Below are 19,844 nucleotides of genomic sequence, written 5' to 3'. Positions count from 1 at the left end.
AAGGAAAACCGTGAGCCAAAATAAACCGAAACTGCTGATCATCGAAGACGACCCGGGCCTGCAAAAGCAGCTGCGCTGGAGTTTCGATGCCTATGACGTGGTGGTCGCCGACGACCGCGAGAGCGCGCTGGCGCAGATCCGCCGCCATGAGCCGGCCGTGGTCACGATGGACCTCGGCCTGCCGCCCGACCCGGACGGTTCGACCGAAGGCCTGGCCACGCTGCAGCAGATCCTGGCGCTGGCGCCCGAAACGCGCGTGATCGTCCTGACCGGCAACCAGGACCGCGCCAATGCGGTCAAGGCGATCGCCATGGGCGCCTACGACTTCCACCAGAAGCCACCCGAGCCCGAGGTGCTCAACCTGGTCATCCAGCGCGCGTTCTTCCTGCACAACCTGCAGGAAGAAAACCGCCGCATGCAGAACGGCCAGGCCGATTCGCCGATGGCCGGCGTGATCAGCCGCGATCCCGGCATGCTCAAGCTGTGCCGCAGTATCGAGAAGGTCGCCCCGACCTCGGCTTCGGTGATGCTGCTGGGCGAATCGGGCACCGGCAAGGAAGTGCTGGCGCGCGCCGTGCACGCGATCTCGCCGCGCGCCAAGGAGCGCTTCGTGGCGATCAACTGCGCCGCGATTCCCGAGAACCTGCTCGAAAGCGAATTGTTCGGCTACGAAAAAGGCGCCTTCACCGGCGCCGCCAAGCAGACCAAGGGCAAGGTCGAGCTGGCCCACGGCGGCACCTTCTTCCTCGATGAAGTGGGCGACCTGCCGATGGCGCTGCAGGCCAAGCTGCTGCGCTTTTTGCAGGAGCGCGTGATCGAGCGTATCGGCGGGCATGAAGAAATCCCCGTCGACGTGCGCATTGTCTGCGCAACCCACCAGAAGCTCAAGGAATTGTGCAGCACCGGGCGCTTCCGCGAAGACTTGTATTACCGCCTGTCCGAGATCGTCGTGACGATTCCGCCGCTGCGCAACCGCCAGGGCGATGCGGCCCTGCTGGCGCACCACTTCAAGAACAAGTTCTGCGCCCAGGAGTCGCGTCCGACGCTGCACTTCTCGCCGGACGCAATCGCGGCGATCGAAGGCTATGCCTGGCCGGGCAATGTGCGCGAGATGGAAAACTGCGTCAAGCGCGCCGTGATCATGGCCGATGGCCCCACCATCGTGGCCGACGACCTGGGCCTGCCCGAAGGCGACACGCCGGTCGAGGAACCGCTGAACCTGCGCCAGGTGCGCGACGAGGCAGAGCAGGGCGCCATCGTGAAGGCGCTGGCGCGCGCGGACGGCAATATCGTCAAGGCGTCGGAAATGCTGGGCATCAGCCGGCCGACGATGTACGACCTGATGAACCGCCACGGCATCAAGAGCGGGACATGAGGCCTGTCGCCCGCCTGGCGCTGGGCGCGGCACTGCTCGGCGCATGCGGGGTCGTATCGGCACTTCTTGTGGTCGACCGCATGGGCGTGGCGCCGCGCGCGCTGGCGCCCTATGTCGAAAAACGCAGCAGCGGCCACAATCCCGCCATCGTCGGCGCCGGTCAGTACGCCAGCCGCATGCTGGTGGCGCTGGACCGGGGTGAGGTGCGCCCGGTGCTGCAGGCCGAGTTGCATGCTCTGGCAATCGGCGCCCAGCAGGTGGCCGTCGGGAGCAGCAGCGGCGAGGCCGCGCAGCGTGTGGACGTGATCGACGTCGACGGGCTGCGCGAAGCCATGAAAGAAGCCGCGCCAGGCACGATCATTACGCTCGCACCGGGCACCTACAGCATCGGCGGGCGCTCGCTCGAAGCCAACCGCGCCGGCAGCGCAGAAGCGCCGATCGTGGTGCGCGCCGCGCAGCCGGGTAGCGTGACATTGGTCTCGAGCGTGCTCATGGCCTTCAAGGTCAGCGCCCCCTACTGGCGCTTCGAAAACCTCACGATTGACGGTGCGTGCCAGCGCGATGACGATTGCGAACATGCGTTCCAGGTCGTGGGCGCGGCGAGCCACTTCGCGGCGCTGAACAATACCATCGGCGGGTTCAACGCCCACTTCAAGATCAACGGCAGCGATGGCCGTTTTCCGGACCATGGCCTGATCGAAGCCAATACCCTGTTCAATCCGGCGCCACGCGCCACGCGCCAGCCCGTCACACCAATCGACCTGGTTGCGGCCAGTCACTGGACCATCCGCAGCAATATCGTTCGCGACTTCGTCAAGATGCATGGCAACCAGATCAGTTATGGCGCGTTCGCCAAGGGCGGCGGCAGCGGCAATGTCTTCGAGCGCAACCTGATCTGGTGCGAACGCGAGCTGACCGGCCAGCCGGGGCAGCGGATCGGCGTGTCGCTGGGCGGCGGCGGCACCGGCAAATCATCTTGCCGCGATGGCCGCTGCATCACCGAACAGGATGGGGGTGTGCTGCGCGCGAACCTGATCGTCGGCTGTTCCGATGCCGGCATCTATCTCAATAGTGCGGCGGGCAGCCGGATCGAGGACAACACCGTGCTCGACACCGGCGGCATCGACGTGCGCTACCCGACCAGCAGCGCCCAGCTCGACGGCAACCTGGTCGACGGCCCGATCCGGGCGCGCGACGGCGCATTGCTGCGTCTGGGCGACAATCGCGATGCAGGGCTGTGGAGATCGTTCGTGGGCCACCATCCGGTGCGTGCGCTGTTCGCCGCGCCCACCCGGGGCGACTTCGGCTGGGCCGGCGATGCGCCGCTGCGGGCCACTGGGCCGGCGCCGGAATCGCGCGAGGACTTGTGCGGTGCTGCACGCGGCGCCACGCGGATCTATGGCGCGTTCGAAGACTTTACCGCCTGCCGGCGGCCCTAGCCGCTGTTACCAGGATCGCAGCCAGTCGGCTGTCCAGCGCGCGACCTGGTCACGCCATTCGCGGCGCGAGAACGTGTGGTCGGCGCCGTCGATCTGGTAACGCCGCACGCGCGGCGGCGCCAGCGTGCGGCGCCAGTGCGCATCGGCGTCGGCCAGGTCGGAAAACTCGCGGGCAGTCAGGTCGGAGCCCGACAGCACCAGGAGGATCGGGCCGCCAAAGTCGCGCAGGCCGGCATGCATCCGGTCCGGAAGCGAGCACGCTGGCCCCGTGGACTGCGCCGGCGCGGGCTGGCGCGCAGCCTGGCGCGTCAGCGCCACCAGTGACGACAGGGATTTACGCCACGAGAACTGGCCACTGAGCACACGCCGCCAGAAGGCGCCGTTGCGCAGCTGGGCGCTGTAGTAATGGCGCAGCGTGGCGCGTGCCAGTCCCTCGTCGGTACGCACCCACGGATTGAGCAGCACCAGGCCGGCCACGCGTGCATCGCGCGCGGCATACATGCCGATGGCCGACGCTGCGTCGCACAGCCCCCACAACACCACTTCGCGCAGCGCGGGCACGGCGGCCATCATGGTATCGATCGCCGCGCGCAGGTCGTCTTCGACGTCGTCGAAGGCCCGCACCATGCCGCTGCTGTCGCCCATGCCGCGGTAGTCGAAGCGAAACGCGGCGATGCCTTCCTGCGCCAGGCTGCGCGCCAGCAGAGTGAACTGACGGTGACTGCCGGCCCGGTACTGCGGCCCGCCGACCACGATCAGCACGCCACGCGCACTGGGCGCCGGGGGCAAGGTCAGGATGCCATACAGCCGCTCGCCGCCGCCGTCAAACGCCACGGCGCGTTCATCGAATGCACCACCATGGGCAGGTACCGGCAAGGTCTGCACGTCGTCAAGTTCCATCGCCGCGCGCCTCCAGCGCCAGTACCGTGGCCTCGACCCAGGCCGCGTTTTCGGTGATTTCGCTGGTCGACCAGAACGGCGCGCACGCGACCGGATGCAGGCGCAGGTCAATCCCCTTGCCCTGCCAGGCCGCTGCAGCCCGCGCGGCGCCCGGCGCCGGGCCCTGATTGCTGCCCGTGATGGCCTCGATCCAGTCGACCGGACAGGCTGGGGCAGCCGCGTCGAGTGGCTCGAGCGCATCGAGCGCCGCAGCCAGTTGCGGATGGAGGTCATAGCCGGCGATTTCGAGTACTTCACCATCATGCAAGGCCTTGCGCAGGGCTTGCGTGCTGCCGGGTGCGCTGGCACTGGGCTCGCCTTCGGCCAGCATGGCGCCGGCCAGTCGCAGGCGCAGGAACTGGGTCAGGTGGTTCGAGCCGGTGAGCACGGGCTGCCATAGCAGCAGGCCGTCGACCGGATGGCGCGCTTCGCGTGCGTAATCGAGTGCGAGCAGTGCGCCAAGGCGCAGGCCCCACAGCCGCAATGGGCCGTCGAAGCGCTCGAGCAGCCAGCGCGCGCCGGCGGCCAGATCAGCCTTCCACAGCGCCCAGCGGGCATCACCAAAGTCGCCACTGCTGTCGCCGCAGCCGGCCAGGTCGATCTGGAGCACGGCATGGCCGGATGCGGCCAGCGCGCGCGCGCCGAGCGCGGCCATGCGCCGGGTGCGGTTCATTTCTTCGGCAAACGGGTGCACGTACAGGACCACGCCACGGCAGCGGCCGGCAGGCGGGTGATACAGGCAAAAGCGCTGCCCGTCTTCCATTTTCAGGAAAAACGGTTCGGCAGGCCGCGCCACGGCGACAGTCATGGGGCGCGCTTGTCGGCCACGAATGCCGCCAGGCTCCCCAGGGTGGCGAAGGTGCTGGCGCTGATGTCGTCATCGTCGATCGCGATGTCGAAGTGCTCTTCCAGCGCGGCAATGAGGCTGATCACCGCCATCGAATCGAGTTCCGGCAGCGCGCCCAGCAGGGCTGCGTCGGCAGTGAGGTGACGACCGTTCTCACCCAGGCTGAGGACATCGGTCAGGATGGTCTTGATTTCTTCGAGATACATGCGAATTCCATTCCAGTGGGCGCCGCAGGTCGCCGGCGCACTCGGTTACGTTTATGGATTGGGGCGCAGCAGCGCCAGCCGGGCCTTGATTGGCGCTGCCAGCCGGTGCACCTCGTCCACCAGTTCATGGCGCGTCAGGCGCAGCAGCAGATACCAGACCGCCGCCAGCGGCAACGCCATGATCAGCAGGCGCAGCAGAGGCGCAAGTGTCGCCGGCACTGCTACCTGCAGCAGCAGGGCGGCGGCCCCGGTACCCAGTGCCACGACCGCGCTTGGCGCCAGCGCGCGCAGCAGATGTTGCAGCCCAAGGCCAAAATAGCGTTGCTGCATGTACAGCACCAGTGGCATGGTAACAATTGTCGCCGCACACAGTGCCCAGGCAAACCGCTCCAGCGAGCCATCATACATCAGCACGCCGAAAGCGATGCGGGCTGCCAGCGAGCCCAGTGTCGGCAGTGCGCTCAGATAGGGCCGGCCGATCGCCAGCACCGCCGGCGGAATGTAGTGGGACATCATGGCCACAGCCGCCGCCAGCGCCAGCGGCAGGATGGCCGGTACTGCCGTGACCCAGGTAGGACCATACAGGGCCGTGACAATATCCTCTCCGAGCACGGCGGTCAGGACCAGCGCAGCCCACCCGATGCCAGTCAGTAGCACGGTAGCGCGGGTCAGCATGGGCACCAGCGACTCGCCACGGTGGAAAATCTGGGCCAGGTAAGAGATTGCGCCGTAGTTCACCGTCGAGCCGGCGACAAGAAGGAAGATCTGCACGGTCGAGTTGGCGCGGCTGAGCAGGCCAACCTGGGCGGCCGACCCGAGCTTGCCGAGCAGGATGTCGGGAATGGAGTTGTTGATCGCCCCGGCCATGTTCGCCAAGAGCGAGCCGGCGCCGAAATGGACCACGCTGCGCCAGTGGGCGATCGACGGCAGCCATGGCAGCTTGGCCGGGCGTAACGGGATGTAGGCGATCACGCAGGCCGCAATATTGATCAGGTTCGCCCAGGCCAGGCTCATGCTGCCAAAACCGAGTTTGGCCAGCAGCAGGCAGCTGACGCAGAAGCTGATGGTGCCGACCGCATTGACGATGGCCTGCTTTTCGGCGGCGAACTCGCGCACCAGCAGCGCCGAGGTGATCGAGCCAAACGGGATCAGCACAAAGCCCAGGGCCAGCACGCGCATCACCGGCACGATCTCGGGTTCGGCAAACCATTTGCCAAGGGCGTCGCTGGCCAGGAACAGGCCGAGGGCGATCAGCCACGAGGTCGTATACACCACGCCGGTGGCCGAGCGGATTTTGTCGGGGGTTAATTCTGCTTCGCGCTGCAGGTACTGGGTGACGCCGAAATCGCGGAACACGTGGGCAAAATTGACGAATACCAGCGTCATCGAGTACACGCCGATTTCGCTTGGGCTGAGCATGCGCGCCAGGATGACACTGACCGCGAATTTCAGTACGGTCGAGCCGGACGTCGAGAAAAAATTGATGATCAGCGAGCGACGTAGGTTCGCCATAGGGGGAGCAGAAATCGATATTGAGGGGAGGGCGCGCCGCACCGGGCGGCGCAGCGATTAAAGAAATCGCACTATGTGCTGGGCAAATTCCTTGCTGTAACGCACGACATTATATTCTTTATCGACATGCGCACGTGCGTTTGCTCCGTGTTTTTTCGTCAGCGCGGGGTCGTCGACATAGCGCAGCACGGCCTGCCGGAAAGCGTCGAAATCGTGCAGCGGGATCACCGCGCCGGTCTCGCCATCGAGGATGGTTTCGCCCGGGCCCATGGCCGCGCTGGCCACCACGGGCACGCCACAGGACATGGCTTCGACCACGGCCAGCCCGAAGCTTTCGCGCTCGGCGCCATGCACCATCAGGTCGCACGCCTGGTACCACGGCAGCACATTGTCCTGGCGCCCGGCAAAGACGACGACATCCTGCAGCCCAAGCTCGGCCACCAGTTTCTTCCAGCCATCCACCAGCGGGCCGTCGCCAACGTACACGAAGCCCAGGGCGCGCCCGGGGCGGGCCTGGTGCACCTCATGGATCATCTGGATCAGTCGCTCGACCCGCTTCTCGGCGCGCGCCTGCGACACTGCCAGGATCCAGAAGCGTTCGGGCGCGAGGCCCAGCTGCGCGCGCGCGCGCGCCTGATCGCCCGGCGTGAAGCGTGCTGTGTTGATACAGTTGGTCATCAGGACCACGCGGCGGGACGGCAACATCGCGTAATTGCGCAGAAATTGCAATTGACCCTTCGAATTGGCCAGGTGCAGGTCATGCATCTGGCGCCCCAGCACGTGGCGTACGAAATATTTCGCAGCGCGCTTGGGCAGGCTGTCGCGGCGGGTAAGATCGAAACTGTCGTTTTCGGTGTTGAGCGTGCGTACGCCCAGGCGGCGCAACAGGTTCAGGCACACTGTCTCGGGCATCGCGCTCATGAACACGATGACCTTCACGCGGTGGCGGAGGACGAACTCTTCGATCCTGGCCCTGCCCTGGACCGAGTTGTCGTAGCAATCGAGTTCGACCGCTGGCATGTGGCGCAGGGCATAACTCGGATGACCGCTCAACTTCGGGAACGCCATGTACGGCCGGGCCTTTCCCGCCAGATGGGCACTGACCTCGTCGCGCAGATAGGCGATATGGTTCCATACGTAGCCGGTATCGTCCGGATAGCGCATCGTGAAGATGACACCTGGGAGTTCTTGCTGAGCGCTCATCGACTGGGCCGAGATATTAATAGAATGCAATCATATCCTATTGTGGCATTGCACAGCCACCACTTGCATGTGCAGCCGCCAACGCGCCAGCACAACGCACAACGGCCTTCCACCAGGTGGAAGGCCGTTGTTGCTACGTCAGCCGTTGCGGGATATCAGCGCGGAATGATATTCCACTGAGGACCGTTCTGGTACTTCGGCTTGGCATCGCGGGTGGTGAACAGGGACCATGCCTGCTGGGCGTTCGGCACCCCGGCAGTCGCCGCGATCGCCAGCGCTGGCTGCAGGTTGGCCGGGTAGCCGATCGTCGAGTCGGCGTAGCCGTCCATGCGGCGTGGACCCCAGATGAACGTGGACGAGGCGTTGAACCAGTCCGCCATCGCCTGGGTGGCGCATGGCTGGTCGATGAACAGCAGGCCCTGAGGATGGGTCTTGGTGCCGCCTTCGTGCGAAATGCTGGTGCCGCTGAAGTTGGCACGGTAGACCTTCTCGAACGTGTCGTAGACCGGCGACTTGTCATTGTCGCGGATTTTCAGCGAGTACGCAGACGCCTTGATCCAGCAATACCCTGCTGCGGTCATGCGGCCGACCGGATACTTGGCTTTCCACAGCATGATCGGCTGGGCTTTATCGAAGCCGAGCTCGGCGAGGTAGCCGAAGCTCCAGGTCAGGTAATCGTCCTGCCATGGCGGCGAGCCGCCGATCGGGGCTGCGTTCGGACCCGAACCGTCGTACATGCCGAGCTGGTTCGGATTGCCGACCACGTAGGCGTCGTAGTAGAACTGCAGGTTGTTGTCGAGCTGCTTGGTGAAGTAATCCTTCAGCGGGTGCCCATCGGGCGTGATGAATGCGGCGTGGCCGAGCGTACGCAGCGCCCATGCCTGACCGCGCACCTGGTGCCAGCGCAGCAAGCCCTTGCCGCGGCCCGAGTTACCCGGGTCGGTGCCCAACGGGTTCCAGGCGGCCCAGAACTGCAGCTCCTCGAGGTAATAATAATCACCCGTCAGCAGGTAGGGCAGGTAGGCCAGCGAAGGCTGGTGGGCAACATCGTCAGAATACGGTGACGCGGCGAAGCGCGGCGCCGGCAGGGGGCCGACCTTGAGCAGGTTGCTGTGCGTGGTTACAGTACTGTTGGCCTCGTTGTCGACGCGCAGCGGCTGGCCGGTGTTTTCGTCGCGCAGGTGGATTGACCATGTGCCCGAGCCATCGGCGAGGGCCATCATGGCAGCGCGTGCACGCTTGTCCAGCGACAGCAGGTAGGACACCGACCACGTCGGCAGTGGACCGATGTCGCCGCGCCCGCCGGTCGTGCCCATATAGGCGACCAGCGGCCCGATCGTCATCGGACCGGTCGTGTTGGCATTGGTTTCCTTGGCGAACGTGGCCAGCATGGTTTCCGCAGGCTTGGTGCTCAGGTCGTAGTTCGACACGGCCTTCGAAGCGATCAGGTAGCTCACATTCGGACGCACATGGATGGCTGGTGCGGCAGCGCCGTTCCACCAGGCCTTCTGGTGCCAGCGCGCACGGGCGTAATGGGTGAGGCCAGTCTTGGCATAGATTGAACGGCCGCCGACGTCGACGTCGACGTCATATTTCACGACATAGGCGCCGGACTTGAAGGTCTTGGCGTTCTCGACGACGACATCGACCCGCGCCTGTTTTTCCAGTCCTGGATACCAGCGCACGGCGAAACTGGCGGTCAGTTGCGGGTGCTCCGAACCATCCGCTGCCTTCAGCGGGGCCGAGACGATCCATTCGTTGGCCACGGCGCCGGACAGCCAGGTGATTGGCTTGGGGGCGACCAGAGCCTGGGCCAGCGAGGCGCTGTAGCGCACGCCGGCCACGGTGGCCACCACATTGCTCGACAGGCCGGTTGCAGCCAGGTCCTGCAGCGTGGCGCTGCCTTTTTCTTGCGGAGTCGACTTGACCAGCTGGATCTTCTCGATCTGGCCTGCGGCCAGGCTCGGCAGCACGCCGGACACGATCACGTGGCGCACCGTGCTGTCGGGGTGGCTTGCCTTGACGTCGGTCTGCAGACGCAGCAGTGTGCCATTGGACAGGCGCGCGGCCAGCCCTTCGTTCTTGGCGAGTTGGCCGACCGCGACCACCTGACCGAATGTGAACGGCACATTGGTCTGGGCCGCGCCTTCGTTCTCGATCTCGAAGTCAGTCAGTACCGCACCGGCAGTAATGACGTTGGCGCCGATCACTTTGTCCGGGGCTGGGACCACTGGTGCCATCTGGGACGGCAGCTTGGTAACGGTCTTGGCCGCCGAGATGCCGGCATCGACACCGACCTGTTCAGCCATCGTCGCGTCGGCGCCGCCGCCGCCACAGGCGCTCAGCAGGGCAAGGGTAATGAGGTTGGCGCTGACCAGCGCGACGCGCTGCGGACGGGGCAAGGCAGAAACGGAAGCGGCTTTGCCAGCGAGCACACGGCGCGCAGGGAATTCGGTGGTGGAGGTCATGTTGGTAGGCTCACGAAAAGTTTTCCAGGGAGAACTCAACTTTACGCCTAGAAACAGTTTCCGTCGTGCAAAATGCGCCAATTTTGCTGAATTTCTGTGCAAAAACAACGGAAATAACAAATTGAAAACGCCGAAAAACAACTCAAGTCAAGGAATATTTACGAGAGTTGTAAAATTGCAGCAACTAAGATGCATTTAAATCAAAAATGTTGTTTTTTTGAATAAATTTTATCTGAGTCTGCTGAAACTTTGCGCAAATAACCGGCAAAACCGGTAAATGTCAGGCACGGCGCATGCGCGCGTGAAGCCGTCCAAGCCAGGACCAGCGGTAGGCATTCAGGTGGTACAGCACGCGGAAATCGTCGCTCCAGCGCCTGTGCCATTCCATGACCCGGCCGTAGAACTCGATGCGCGCTACCTGCCCTGCGTCGAAGATGTCGCGCACGGCTTCCTCGCGCATCAGCAGCGCTGGCGACAGCTGGCCTGCACTGGCGGCAGGCAAGTCGAGGTGTTCGTCGTAGGCAGTCTTGAGCACGACCAGGAAAGCGCCGCCCTCGATGCACAGGTCCATCGCTGCCAGTTGCTCGCCGATCCAGTAACGGTAGACGCGCGCGCTGCCGTTGGCCGCGAACGCTTCGAGCAGGGCGCGATAGAAGCGACCCTGCGCGTTGCCGCTGGCGACGGCGGTGCCGTCCGCGCCCTTCCAGCCAGTGCTCTCCAGGCGGCCATAATCCTCGACTGCCGTCGCCATCTCGCCCACGGTTGTGCTCAGCTGCAGGCGGGTGACGATGCCGTCGTCCGCCAGGCGCTTGCGCTGCTTGCGCAGGTTGTTGCGCAGGTTCTTGCCGCGTGCCTGCCAGTAATCGTCGAAACTGCCGATGACATTGACATGCGCGGTTTCGATATAGTCCAGGCAGTGCAGCGCGGGGCTGTCGTCCGGGCGCGGCATGAGCAGGGGATCGCACTGGCTCAGGCCCAGCATCAGCGCTGGGCCGGGCAGGGCGCGCAGCAGGGCAGCCAGGCTGGCTGTACGACCAGGGTCGCCGCGCTGCAGCCAGAAGCCCAGCGGCGCCTGGGCTGGCTGGAAGGTATGCCAGACGCCGGCCTGGCCGGGCGTGAGAATGGCGATGGTGTCGACCTGGCCGTCGTGCGTATGCCAGGCCAGCCGTTCCCTGCCGCTGCCGTACACCGCCAGGGCAGCATTCACGAATTCGAGCGCCAGCAGGGGCGAGGCGGGTCCGGCGCGGTGCACCTGGCGCCAGCGCGCGGCCATTTCGGGCGCCGCCAGGTCGCGCGCCATCACCACGGTCCAGCTCATGGCGGCGCTCCGGCCAGGTCGTCGAGCGCGGCGCGCACCGTCGCCGCCAGCCAGGCGCGTTCGGCGTCGTCCAGCTCCTGGTGGCATGGCAGGCCGAACAACTGGCGGCCCAGCGCCGCACTGTTGGCGCAAGTGGCGGCATCCACCCCGGGCCACAGGCTGGCGCCAAAGCGCACCATCGGTACACCGGCCGCTTCCAGGCGCGCGAACAGCGCCTCGGGCTGCGCGGCCAGCAGCGGCACCACCCATGGGCAGGCGCCATCCGGCAGGGTGGCGAACAGGGGGCGCCAGCCGGGGGCGCCGGCCAGCACACGTTGCAGCGCGAGGTAGTTGCGCCGGCGGCGCGCGACGATGCGCGCGCTGCCCGCCAGGCGCAGTACCGCACGCGAGAACCACGACGAGCGCTTGTCGACCCAGCGCGGGTCGAACTCGAAGCTGCTGTCGGACGAGGCCGGCGCCAGCGCCGGGCCAGGCCGGGCCGCATCGGTCCCGGTCCCGGTCCCGGTGCCGGCACTGGCACGACGCCGCTTGATATGCGTCCACACGGCGCTCTTGAGCTTGAGCGGCAGCGCCAGCGCGGCCCGCAGAGGCGCCAGACGGCCATGGGCAAACGCCAGTTCGAGCGCGGTCAGCGCAGCCTTGGCTTCAAAACCGGCGCCGCCCCCGTGCAGCTTCCCGGATAGCCGATGCCGGCGCGATACCAGGCAGCCACCCTCGAAGATCGGGAAGAATTTCATGCTGCTGCCAATCGCGTAGTCACCGGCCGCGCCCACGGCAACCCCGTCCCGCTCGCCGAAGAAGCAGTGGGCGCAATCTTCGACCAGGCCGATCCCGTGGGCGTCGCACAGGGCGCGCAGGGCCGACAGGTCCTGGGGAAAGCCGAAGAAGTGGGTGGCCATGATGGCTTTCACGCGCGGGCCGAGCAAGCGTGCGATATCGTCCAGGTCGGGCGTGGTGTCTGGATGGATGCGGTAGAAGACGACCGTGGCGCCGCGCCAGTGGACCGGCGGGATCATCGAGGGACTGTGGTAGGCCGGCACCAGCACCGTGTCGCCGGGGCCGACCCCGAGTTCGCGCAGTGCCATGCCGATCGCAATCCGTCCGCTGGTGACCAGCTGGACCGCACCGGCATCGAGCAGCGAGGGCAGGGCAGGCGTGCCGCGACCGCCGAAGGTGGCCAGCGACAGCACCGGCACAGAAGGGATGAGGCGCCGCATTGGTTCACGCATCGCGCGCCGTCCCGGCTCAGGCAGCCTGCTGGGCGGCGTTGATCAGGCCGAGCGCCTGGCGCGTGGTCGTTTCGTACTTGCCGTTAATGAAGCGCATCGATCCGATGAAATGGAAGAACGCGGTGTCCGGTGTGGCCTGGTCGGGCGTCCCGTATTTGGGGAACGGCAGCACCCGGGTGCCGGCGGCATTCGCCACCAGGTAGTTCGACGTGACCTGTTCGGTGCCCCAGCGCGCCCAGTCGTCCCCCAGCTTGGCCATCATGCGGCGCGAGAAATCGGCCATGGTCTCCTGCATCGTGGCTGAGCGTGGAAAACCGGTAAAGCCCGAGCAGCCGCGGACATAGCGCGCGTCCGACGGCAGGCCGACATTGACCATCTCGGTTTCGGCAATGCCCTGGATGTGGGCGCCCGGCCGCATCCACGGCAGCGCATTCTCGCGCACAGCCGGCAGCTGGCGGATCGGGGTGTCCGTCGCCTCGCCGATCACGAAGCCGTGACCGGCCTGGATCGCGGCCACCACCTCGGGAATCGCCTGCACGGTCAGTGTGTCGGCGTCGAGCTGCACCACATAGTGATCGCGCGTCAGGCCGGCGATCGCATACAGCCGCTCCCAGGTGCCGCCGCGCGGCATGTCGGGATGGGCGAACTCGTCAGCATGGCGCAGTTCGATATGTGGCACATGGCGCTGCAGCAGCGCGCGGTCCTCGTCGGTGATCGACGGATCGCACACCACCACGATGCGCTCGGGATTGGCGAAATGGATGAACGATTTAAGCGCAACCAGGTACGGCACGACATCGCGCGTCTGCACCATCGAGAGAAGCAGGAAAGGCAATACCCCGCGCGTAGCCGGCCTGGTCGCCAGCACCTGGCGCGCCACCTTCTGGTAACGCGCGCGGAAGTGGTCGCGCTTGAGACGCTGGATCACCCGGGTGAAGAACGACATCCTTGCTGGCTCCTGTGTTGTATGAGTGAAGTGGAATGAGTTATTGCTTAATCGCACAACATTATAGTACGCATTTCCATATGCACATTTCCATTTCAATAATCAAACAGACAATCTAGCGCGCCCGCCTGGGTGTTTTGCCTGTCGCTACCGGCGCGGTGCGCGGCACGATCGCCCATTGCGGGGCGGCGGCATAGTTCGGCTGATTGGCGCGCGCCGTGAACACCGACCAGGCGCGCCCGGCGTCGGGAATGTTGTAGGTCGCGGCCATGGCCAGCGTCGGCTGCATATTCGCCGGGAATCCCATCGGCGAGCTGGAGTAGCCGACCATGCGGCCCCGCTCCCAGCGTTGCCCGGTGGCGGCCGACAGCCAGTCGGCCTGGGCCTGGCTGCCACATGCCTGGTCGATATAGCGCAGTCCCTGCGGATGCTGGACCGGCTTGTCGTCAATGGTGAGCTTGTCACGGTCGAAATTTTCGCGGTAGAGCTGGGCGAAGGTGTCGTAGGCGGGCAAGCCTTTGTCTTCACGGAATTTCAGGCTGTAGGCCGAGCCCTGGATCCAGCAATAACCGGGCGCAGTCATGCGCCCAACTGCGTACCTGGCCTTCCATTGCAGGATCGGCAGCGCCTTGGCGAAGCCGAGTTCGGCCAGGTGGCCGAAGCTCCAGGTCAGGAAGTCGTCCTGCCAGGGCGGCGAGCCGTTGACCGATGCCGCGCGCGGGCCGGAGCCGTCGTACAGGCCAAGCTTGTTCGGATTGCCGGCCACGTAGGCCGCATGATAGAAGGCCAGGTTATTGTCGACCTGTTTGGTGAAATAGGCCTTGAGCGGATGGGCGTCGGGCGTGATGTAGGCGGCGTGGCCGAGCGTACGCAGCGACCATGCCTGGCCGCGCACCTGCATCCAGCGCACCAGTCCCTGGCCGTCGCCCGAGTTGCCCGGATCGGTGGCCAGCGGATTCGAGGCAGCCCAGAACTGCAGTTCTTCGAGATAGTAATAGTCGCCGGTGAGCAGGTAGGGCAGGTAGGCCAGCGAGGGCTGGTGCGAGGTATCGTCCCCGTATGGCGACTTGCACGAGCTGCCCGGTGCGCTATCGCAGCGCGGCACCGGCAGCGGCCCCCGGTGCGCCAGGTTGTTATGGGTCGAAATGCCCTTGTTGGCAGCGTTGTCCGTGCGCACCGGGTAGCCGGTGTTGTCGTCGCGGTAGTGGATCGACCAGCTGCCCGATCCGTCTGCCGCCGCCATCATGGCGGCGCGCGCGCGCGCATCCATCGACAGCAGATAAAGGACGGAAAAGCCCGGCAAGGGCCCGATATCGTGGCGCCCGCCTGCAGTTGGCATGTAGGCGGTAAGCGGACCGATCTTCATTGGCCCGACGCTATCGGCGTTGAGGCCCTTGCCCAGCGCGCCGAGTGTCTGCTCGTCGGGCTTGAGCGTGCGGTCATAGTTCGGTACGGCGCCGGTGGCGATCAGGTAATCGGTGTCCGGTTGCAGGTGCACGGCGGGGGCGCGCTCGGCATCCCACCAGGTGCTGTGGCGCCAGCGCGCATGGTGGTAATGGGTCAGCCCGACCAGCGCATACGCGGGGCGGCCCGCGATCTCGACCTCGACGTCGTACACCAGGTTGCGCGCACCGGCCGCGAAGGTTTTGGCGTTCTCGACCACGACGTCGATGCGCGCCTGCTTTTTCAGCGTGCGATACCAGCGTACGTCGAAGCGTACGGTCAGCAAAGGATGGACCCGGCCGCTGGCGTTCTTGAGCGGCGCGTCGATCAGCCATTCGCTGGCGATCGGACCAGCCAGCCAGGGACGGGCCTTGTTTGTGGCCAGTGCTTCGGCCAGCGATGCGGTATAGCGCGCGCCGTCGACCACGATCGTTACCTTGCCGTCGAGGCCAGTTGCAGCCAGTTCGCGCGGGCCGGCCGGCCGCGCCGCCGGGGCTGGCGCCGCGGCGGCGACCAGTTGCAAGCTGGCGGGCTGGCGCGATGCGAGTGCCGGCAGCACGCCCGACACGATCGCATGGCGCACCGAGCCGTCGCCATGGGTGGCCTTGACGTCGACTTGCAGTGGCACCACGGTGCCGCCGGCCAGGCGGCCGCCCAGGCCCTGGCCGGGCTGCAGGTGGCCGGCTTCGAACACCTGGCCAAAGGTAAACGGCACGTCAGAGCGGGCCTCGCCCGTGTTCTGGATGCGCATGGTGGTGATGCCAGCCTCGGGCGCAGCGATGGCTGGCGCGCCAGTGCACAGCGCTGCCGCCACCAATGTGGCGCTAAAGAAATACGAGATTTTCATCCTGAAATCATAGACGATTGCGGGGAAAGCGCGGGTTATCTCAGCATTTTTACATGCTCCATGGTGCCCGATGGACGCATGTCACCCTATAAAATACCAATTGTGCGCGCCGTATAAGCGTGCAACACCTTGTGTTAGGATTGCAATATTTTGTTACGGCAGCTTGCCGCCCGTTTACGCCCGAAGGCAAAGAGTGTCCCCCCAATCACTAATCCGCACCAACGGCGAGCCGGCGCCGTCAGGCACTGATACGCAGGTGCCATGCCGCATCTCGGTCATTGTCCCGACGCGCAACCGCCATGTCCTGCTCGAGCGAACATTGGCGGGCATTCTTGCACAGGCCTTCGATGCGTTCGAAGTGATCGTGATTGACGATGCCTCCGACGCCACCACCCGCGCCGCTTACGCCGCCATCTGGCAAGGGCTGGATGCCCGTTTCCGTCTGGTCCAGCTGGGCGCCACCGGCGGCAGCGGCAGCGGCCCGTCGCAGGCGCGCAATGCCGGCATCGAGCTTGCGCGCGGCGACATTCTCACCTTCTGCGACGATGACGATTTCTGGACCTGCGCCAGCCATCTGTCGGCCATGGCGGAGGTCTTCGACGCCGGTCTGGCGGTCGACCTGTACATCGCCGACCAGGTCGCGGTGACCCATGACGGCACACGCGAGCGCGCACACTGGCTGCCGGCGCTGGCTGCGCTGGTGGGGCGGCGCAGCCGCGACCACGCACGCGGCTACCTGCTGCCGATCGACGACCTGGTGCGCGCCGGCGGCTTTGCCCAGCTCAATATCCTGGCGGTCTCCAAAGCAACCACAGCCGCCATCGGCGGCTTCTGGACCCGTACGTCATACGAGGAAGACCGGGACTTCTTCTGGCGCGCTGCCGATGCTGCGCGCGCCCTGTTTTTCAATCCCGATATCGTGGCCCAGCACAACGTTCCCGATGCGTCGCGCCAGAACAACCTGTCGCGCAGCTTTTCCCAGGCCGAGCGCTGGCTGCTGTCGGTGCTGGTGTCCCAGCATATCGCGATGACAGTGCGTAGCAGCGCCATTCGCACCATGTGCCAGGCCTATGAAGGCGACATCCTGCGCCGCCTGTCGCAATACTGGTCGGGGCAGGGCAGGCATGCGCTCGGCCTGCAGTACGCGCGCCGCGCGCTGGCTGCGCGGGTCTCGTTCAAGTGGGCCATATATACAGCGGGGCTGGCAACGCGCCAGGCGTTGCGCGGGAGGCAGGCATGAGCCAGGTTGTGACGCGTGAAAAGGTGCTCGTCATCGGCGATGACACCCGCAGCTTCCTGGCCACGGTGCGCTCGCTCGGCCGCCAGGGCATCGAGGTGCACGTGGCGCCGTTCGATTTCCGCGCGCCGGCCCTGGCCTCGCGCTACATCCACGCCACCCATTTCCTGCCCTATTACCTCGATGGTGGCCAGGCCTGGCGCGACGCCATGGAAGCGCTGCTGCGCGAGCACCAGTTCGCGCTCGTGATCCCATGCGACGAGCGTGGCCTGCTGCCGCTGTGCCTGCACCGCGACATGCTGTCGACCCTGACCGCGCTGGCGATTCCGTCGCCCGAGGCGCTCGACATCTACTTCGACAAGGTGCGCACGCGCGCGCTGGCGCAATCGTGCGACGTGCCGGTGGCCGGTGGCCGCCTGCTGGCGCCTGGTGACAGCGTCGACTCGATCGTGGCCGATGTCGGCCTGCCGGTGGTGGTCAAGGAGCCGATGTCGTATGCCTTGCCCGAGTTGTACGTGCGCACCAGCACCCGCATCGTGGCCGATCGCGCGGCGCTGGCGGCCTGGCTGGCGCGCCACGACCAGGCATCCGGCCCGATCCTGCTCGAGCAGATGTTCCCCGGCTACGGCGCCGGCGTGTCGGTGCTGTGCCACGAGGGCGAGGTGCTGCAGGCCTTCGAGCACCACCGTGCCCATGAACTCAACGGGAGCGGTTATTACCGCAAGAGCGCGCCGCTCGATCCGGGCCGGGTCGCTGCGGTCGAGCGCATGGTGCGCGCCAGCCGCTACACCGGCCTGGCCATGTTCGAGTTCAAGATCGACCCCGCGAGCGGCGGCTGGATCCTGATCGAGGTCAACGCGCGGCCCTGGGGCTCGCTGCCACTGCCGGTCTCGATTGGCGTCGATTTTCCCTATCGCCTGTTCCAGCTGCTGGCGCGTGGCCAGAAGACTGCGCCGGTCGACTATCCGGCCGGGCGTTATTGCCGCAATCTGGTGCCGGACATGTGGCAGGCCCGCTCGGCCGCTGCGGGGCTGGCGCGCCAGCCGGCGCGCCTGGCTGCCCACTGCGTCGGCTGGGCCTGGAACTTCCACCGGGTGCTGCTGGGCCGTGAGCGCAACGACACCCTGGTGCTGGACGATCCGCAGCCCGGCCTGCAAGAGCTGCGCGAATTGTTCGCCTCGCGCTTTGGCGCAGCGCGCGAGCACGCTGGCAACGGCCTGCAGCAGCGCCTGGCCGAACTGGTGGCAAAGGCCAACGGACGCAAGATCGAGGTGCTGTTCGTCTGCCAGGGCAATATCAACCGCAGCAGCTATGCCGAACTCAAGTCCAGTCAGCTGTTTAGCGCCAACCTGCACTTTTCCTCGGCCGGTATGCTGCCACGCAACCAGCGCGGTTCGCCAGCCGTGGCGATCGGCGCCGCGGCGCGCCACGGCGTGAACATGGCGGGCCACCGCTCGCGCCACGCCAGCGCTGAGCTGCTGGAGAACGCCGACCTCGTGATCGCCTTCGACCGCATCAACCTCGACGCCATCGCAGCGCGCTATCCAACGCTGCGCCAGCGCATCTACCTGCTGGGCGAGGCGGCGCCGACGCAGGGCGCAGACGCCCAGATTCGCGACCCCGAAGGCCGCGACGAAGCCACTTTCCTGTCGACCTACCAGCGGATCGACGCCTGCCTGGCCGTGCTGGCCCAGGCCGCGCCGGCGCCGCTGTTGCAAAAGTCCTCCCCATGCTAGGCACTACCAACCATGTACCGGCGCGTCTTGCAGCCGGCGAACCGCCAGTCCTGCTGATCGTCATCGATACCGAGGAAGAGTTCGCCTGGGACGGCCCATTCGACCGCGCCAGCGTCGGCACCACCTCGATCGCCGGCCAGCCACTGATGCACGAGCGCGTGTTCGACCGCCTCGGCATCGTGCCCACCTACGTGATCGACTATCCGGTGGCCACCACCCCGGCGTCGGTGGCGGTGCTGCGTACGCTGATGGAAGCAGGCCGCTGCGAGATCGGCACCCACCTGCATCCCTGGGTCTCGCCGCCGCATGACGAAGAAGTGACGCGCTTTAATTCTTACGCCGGCAATCTGCCGCGCCAGCTCGAATACGACAAGCTGCGCGTTCTCACCGCAGCCATCACCGAGTCGTTCGGACGGGCGCCGGTCGCGTTCAAGGCCGGCCGCTACGGCATGGGCCCGCACACCGCCGAGTCGATCGCCTCGCTCGGTTACCGGATCGATGCCAGTGTGGTCCCCTACAGCGCCTTCCTGGATGATGGCGGCCCGGACTTCCGTGCCTTCGATGAACAGCCCTACCGTTTCGATGCGGGCGCCACCACGCTGCTGGAACTGCCCGTCACCACCGGCTATGCTGGCTGGCTGCGCCAGCGCGGCACGGCGCTGTACGAAATGGCCCAGCAACCGTGGGCGCGCACGATGCGCCTCGGTGGAATAATGGCGCGCAGCGGGGCGCTCGAACGTATCCGCCTGAGCCCCGAAGTCGCCAGCGGCGACGAGATGCGGCGCCTGACGTCCAGCCTGCATCGCGACGGCTGCCAGGTGTTCTCGCTGACGTACCACAGCCCCTCGATGGTAGCGGGCCACACGCCCTATGTGCGTACCCAAGAAGACCTGGAGCGCTTCATCGCCACGGTCCACGACTATTGCACCTGGTTCCGGGACATCCTGGGTGGCCAGTTCATGAGCATGTCCCAGCTCGCCGCGCGTCTGCAGGTGCCGGTGCGTCCGCCGAATGTGCGCGAAGGCGGCGTGCCCGCCGAGGCGCCGCTTGTCGATCCGAAGCTGACCTGAACTGGTAAGATGCCAGTTGCGCCGCGCCA

Annotated in this window: 15 protein-coding genes; 5 read left to right on the top strand and 10 right to left on the bottom strand. The window is 66.1% G+C overall.

Annotated features, from left to right (window positions below):
- The first annotated feature begins 10 nt into the window (after window positions 1-10).
- Window positions 11-1,375 carry a PEP-CTERM-box response regulator transcription factor gene (gene prsR, locus AC56LV_RS14035; RefSeq protein WP_183554742.1) on the top strand — a complete coding sequence of 455 codons (1,365 nt, stop codon included), beginning with the start codon at window positions 11-13 and terminating at the stop codon, window positions 1,373-1,375.
- The gene (locus AC56LV_RS14030; protein ID WP_499558487.1) at window positions 1,372-2,814 is read left to right on the top strand and encodes a polysaccharide lyase domain-containing protein; all 1,443 of its coding nucleotides are present in this window, start codon (window positions 1,372-1,374) and stop codon (window positions 2,812-2,814) included. Before prsR ends, AC56LV_RS14030 begins: the two co-directional genes overlap by 4 nt.
- Before the next feature lie 6 nt (window positions 2,815-2,820).
- On the opposite strand, the gene AC56LV_RS14025 is transcribed toward AC56LV_RS14030, so the two are convergent.
- The 10 genes from AC56LV_RS14025 to AC56LV_RS13980 all read right to left on the bottom strand — a co-directional run bounded on the left by AC56LV_RS14025 (window position 2,821) and on the right by AC56LV_RS13980 (window position 15,772).
- On the bottom strand, window positions 2,821-3,714 hold the full coding sequence (locus tag AC56LV_RS14025; protein ID WP_499558485.1) for a hydrolase 1, exosortase A system-associated: 894 nt from the start codon (window positions 3,712-3,714) through the stop codon (window positions 2,821-2,823).
- Window positions 3,704-4,561, bottom strand: a complete 858-nt coding sequence (locus AC56LV_RS14020) for a hydrolase 2, exosortase A system-associated (protein ID WP_499558483.1) — start codon at window positions 4,559-4,561, stop codon at window positions 3,704-3,706. Before AC56LV_RS14020 ends, AC56LV_RS14025 begins: the two co-directional genes overlap by 11 nt.
- The gene (locus AC56LV_RS14015; RefSeq protein ID WP_499558481.1) at window positions 4,558-4,806 is read right to left on the bottom strand and encodes an acyl carrier protein; all 249 of its coding nucleotides are present in this window, start codon (window positions 4,804-4,806) and stop codon (window positions 4,558-4,560) included. The genes AC56LV_RS14020 and AC56LV_RS14015 overlap by 4 nt, the downstream gene beginning before the upstream one ends.
- A gap of 51 nt (window positions 4,807-4,857) precedes the next feature.
- Window positions 4,858-6,318 carry an oligosaccharide flippase family protein gene (locus AC56LV_RS14010; protein WP_499558479.1) on the bottom strand — a complete coding sequence of 487 codons (1,461 nt, stop codon included), beginning with the start codon at window positions 6,316-6,318 and terminating at the stop codon, window positions 4,858-4,860.
- Between the two features lie 57 nt (window positions 6,319-6,375).
- A complete protein-coding gene (locus tag AC56LV_RS14005; RefSeq protein WP_499558477.1) occupies window positions 6,376-7,551 on the bottom strand; it encodes a glycosyltransferase family 4 protein in 1,176 nt (391 codons plus the stop codon).
- Window positions 7,552-7,676: 125 nt separating this feature from the next.
- Window positions 7,677-9,989, bottom strand: a complete 2,313-nt coding sequence (locus tag AC56LV_RS14000) for a hypothetical protein (RefSeq protein WP_499558475.1) — start codon at window positions 9,987-9,989, stop codon at window positions 7,677-7,679.
- A gap of 280 nt (window positions 9,990-10,269) precedes the next feature.
- Window positions 10,270-11,307: a GNAT family N-acetyltransferase gene (locus tag AC56LV_RS13995; RefSeq protein WP_499558473.1), complete on the bottom strand. Its 1,038-nt coding sequence runs from the start codon at window positions 11,305-11,307 to the stop codon at window positions 10,270-10,272.
- Window positions 11,304-12,536: an aminotransferase class I/II-fold pyridoxal phosphate-dependent enzyme gene (locus AC56LV_RS13990; RefSeq protein WP_499558471.1), complete on the bottom strand. Its 1,233-nt coding sequence runs from the start codon at window positions 12,534-12,536 to the stop codon at window positions 11,304-11,306. The genes AC56LV_RS13995 and AC56LV_RS13990 overlap by 4 nt, the downstream gene beginning before the upstream one ends.
- 16 nt (window positions 12,537-12,552) lie before the next feature.
- A complete protein-coding gene (locus tag AC56LV_RS13985; RefSeq protein ID WP_499558469.1) occupies window positions 12,553-13,482 on the bottom strand; it encodes a glycosyltransferase family protein in 930 nt (309 codons plus the stop codon).
- 115 nt (window positions 13,483-13,597) lie between these two features.
- Window positions 13,598-15,772, bottom strand: a complete 2,175-nt coding sequence (locus AC56LV_RS13980; RefSeq protein ID WP_499558467.1) for a hypothetical protein — start codon at window positions 15,770-15,772, stop codon at window positions 13,598-13,600.
- 193 nt (window positions 15,773-15,965) lie between these two features.
- Here AC56LV_RS13980 and AC56LV_RS13975 point away from each other — a divergent pair, with 193 nt between their 5' ends.
- The 3 genes from AC56LV_RS13975 to AC56LV_RS13965 are packed head-to-tail and all read left to right on the top strand — an operon-like array spanning window position 15,966 to window position 19,815.
- Window positions 15,966-17,012: a glycosyltransferase family 2 protein gene (locus AC56LV_RS13975; RefSeq protein ID WP_499558465.1), complete on the top strand. Its 1,047-nt coding sequence runs from the start codon at window positions 15,966-15,968 to the stop codon at window positions 17,010-17,012.
- On the top strand, window positions 17,009-18,745 hold the full coding sequence (locus tag AC56LV_RS13970) for an arsenate reductase/protein-tyrosine-phosphatase family protein (RefSeq protein ID WP_499558463.1): 1,737 nt from the start codon (window positions 17,009-17,011) through the stop codon (window positions 18,743-18,745). Before AC56LV_RS13975 ends, AC56LV_RS13970 begins: the two co-directional genes overlap by 4 nt.
- Window positions 18,739-19,815, top strand: a complete 1,077-nt coding sequence (locus AC56LV_RS13965) for a polysaccharide deacetylase family protein (protein WP_499558461.1) — start codon at window positions 18,739-18,741, stop codon at window positions 19,813-19,815. The genes AC56LV_RS13970 and AC56LV_RS13965 overlap by 7 nt, the downstream gene beginning before the upstream one ends.
- Window positions 19,816-19,844 lie beyond the last annotated feature (29 nt).

It is taken from the genome of Telluria sp. RB2R28 (assembly GCF_059685835.1).
The sequence above is the reverse complement of the archived record's forward strand: the minus strand, read 5'-3'. Positions and strand labels throughout refer to the sequence as shown.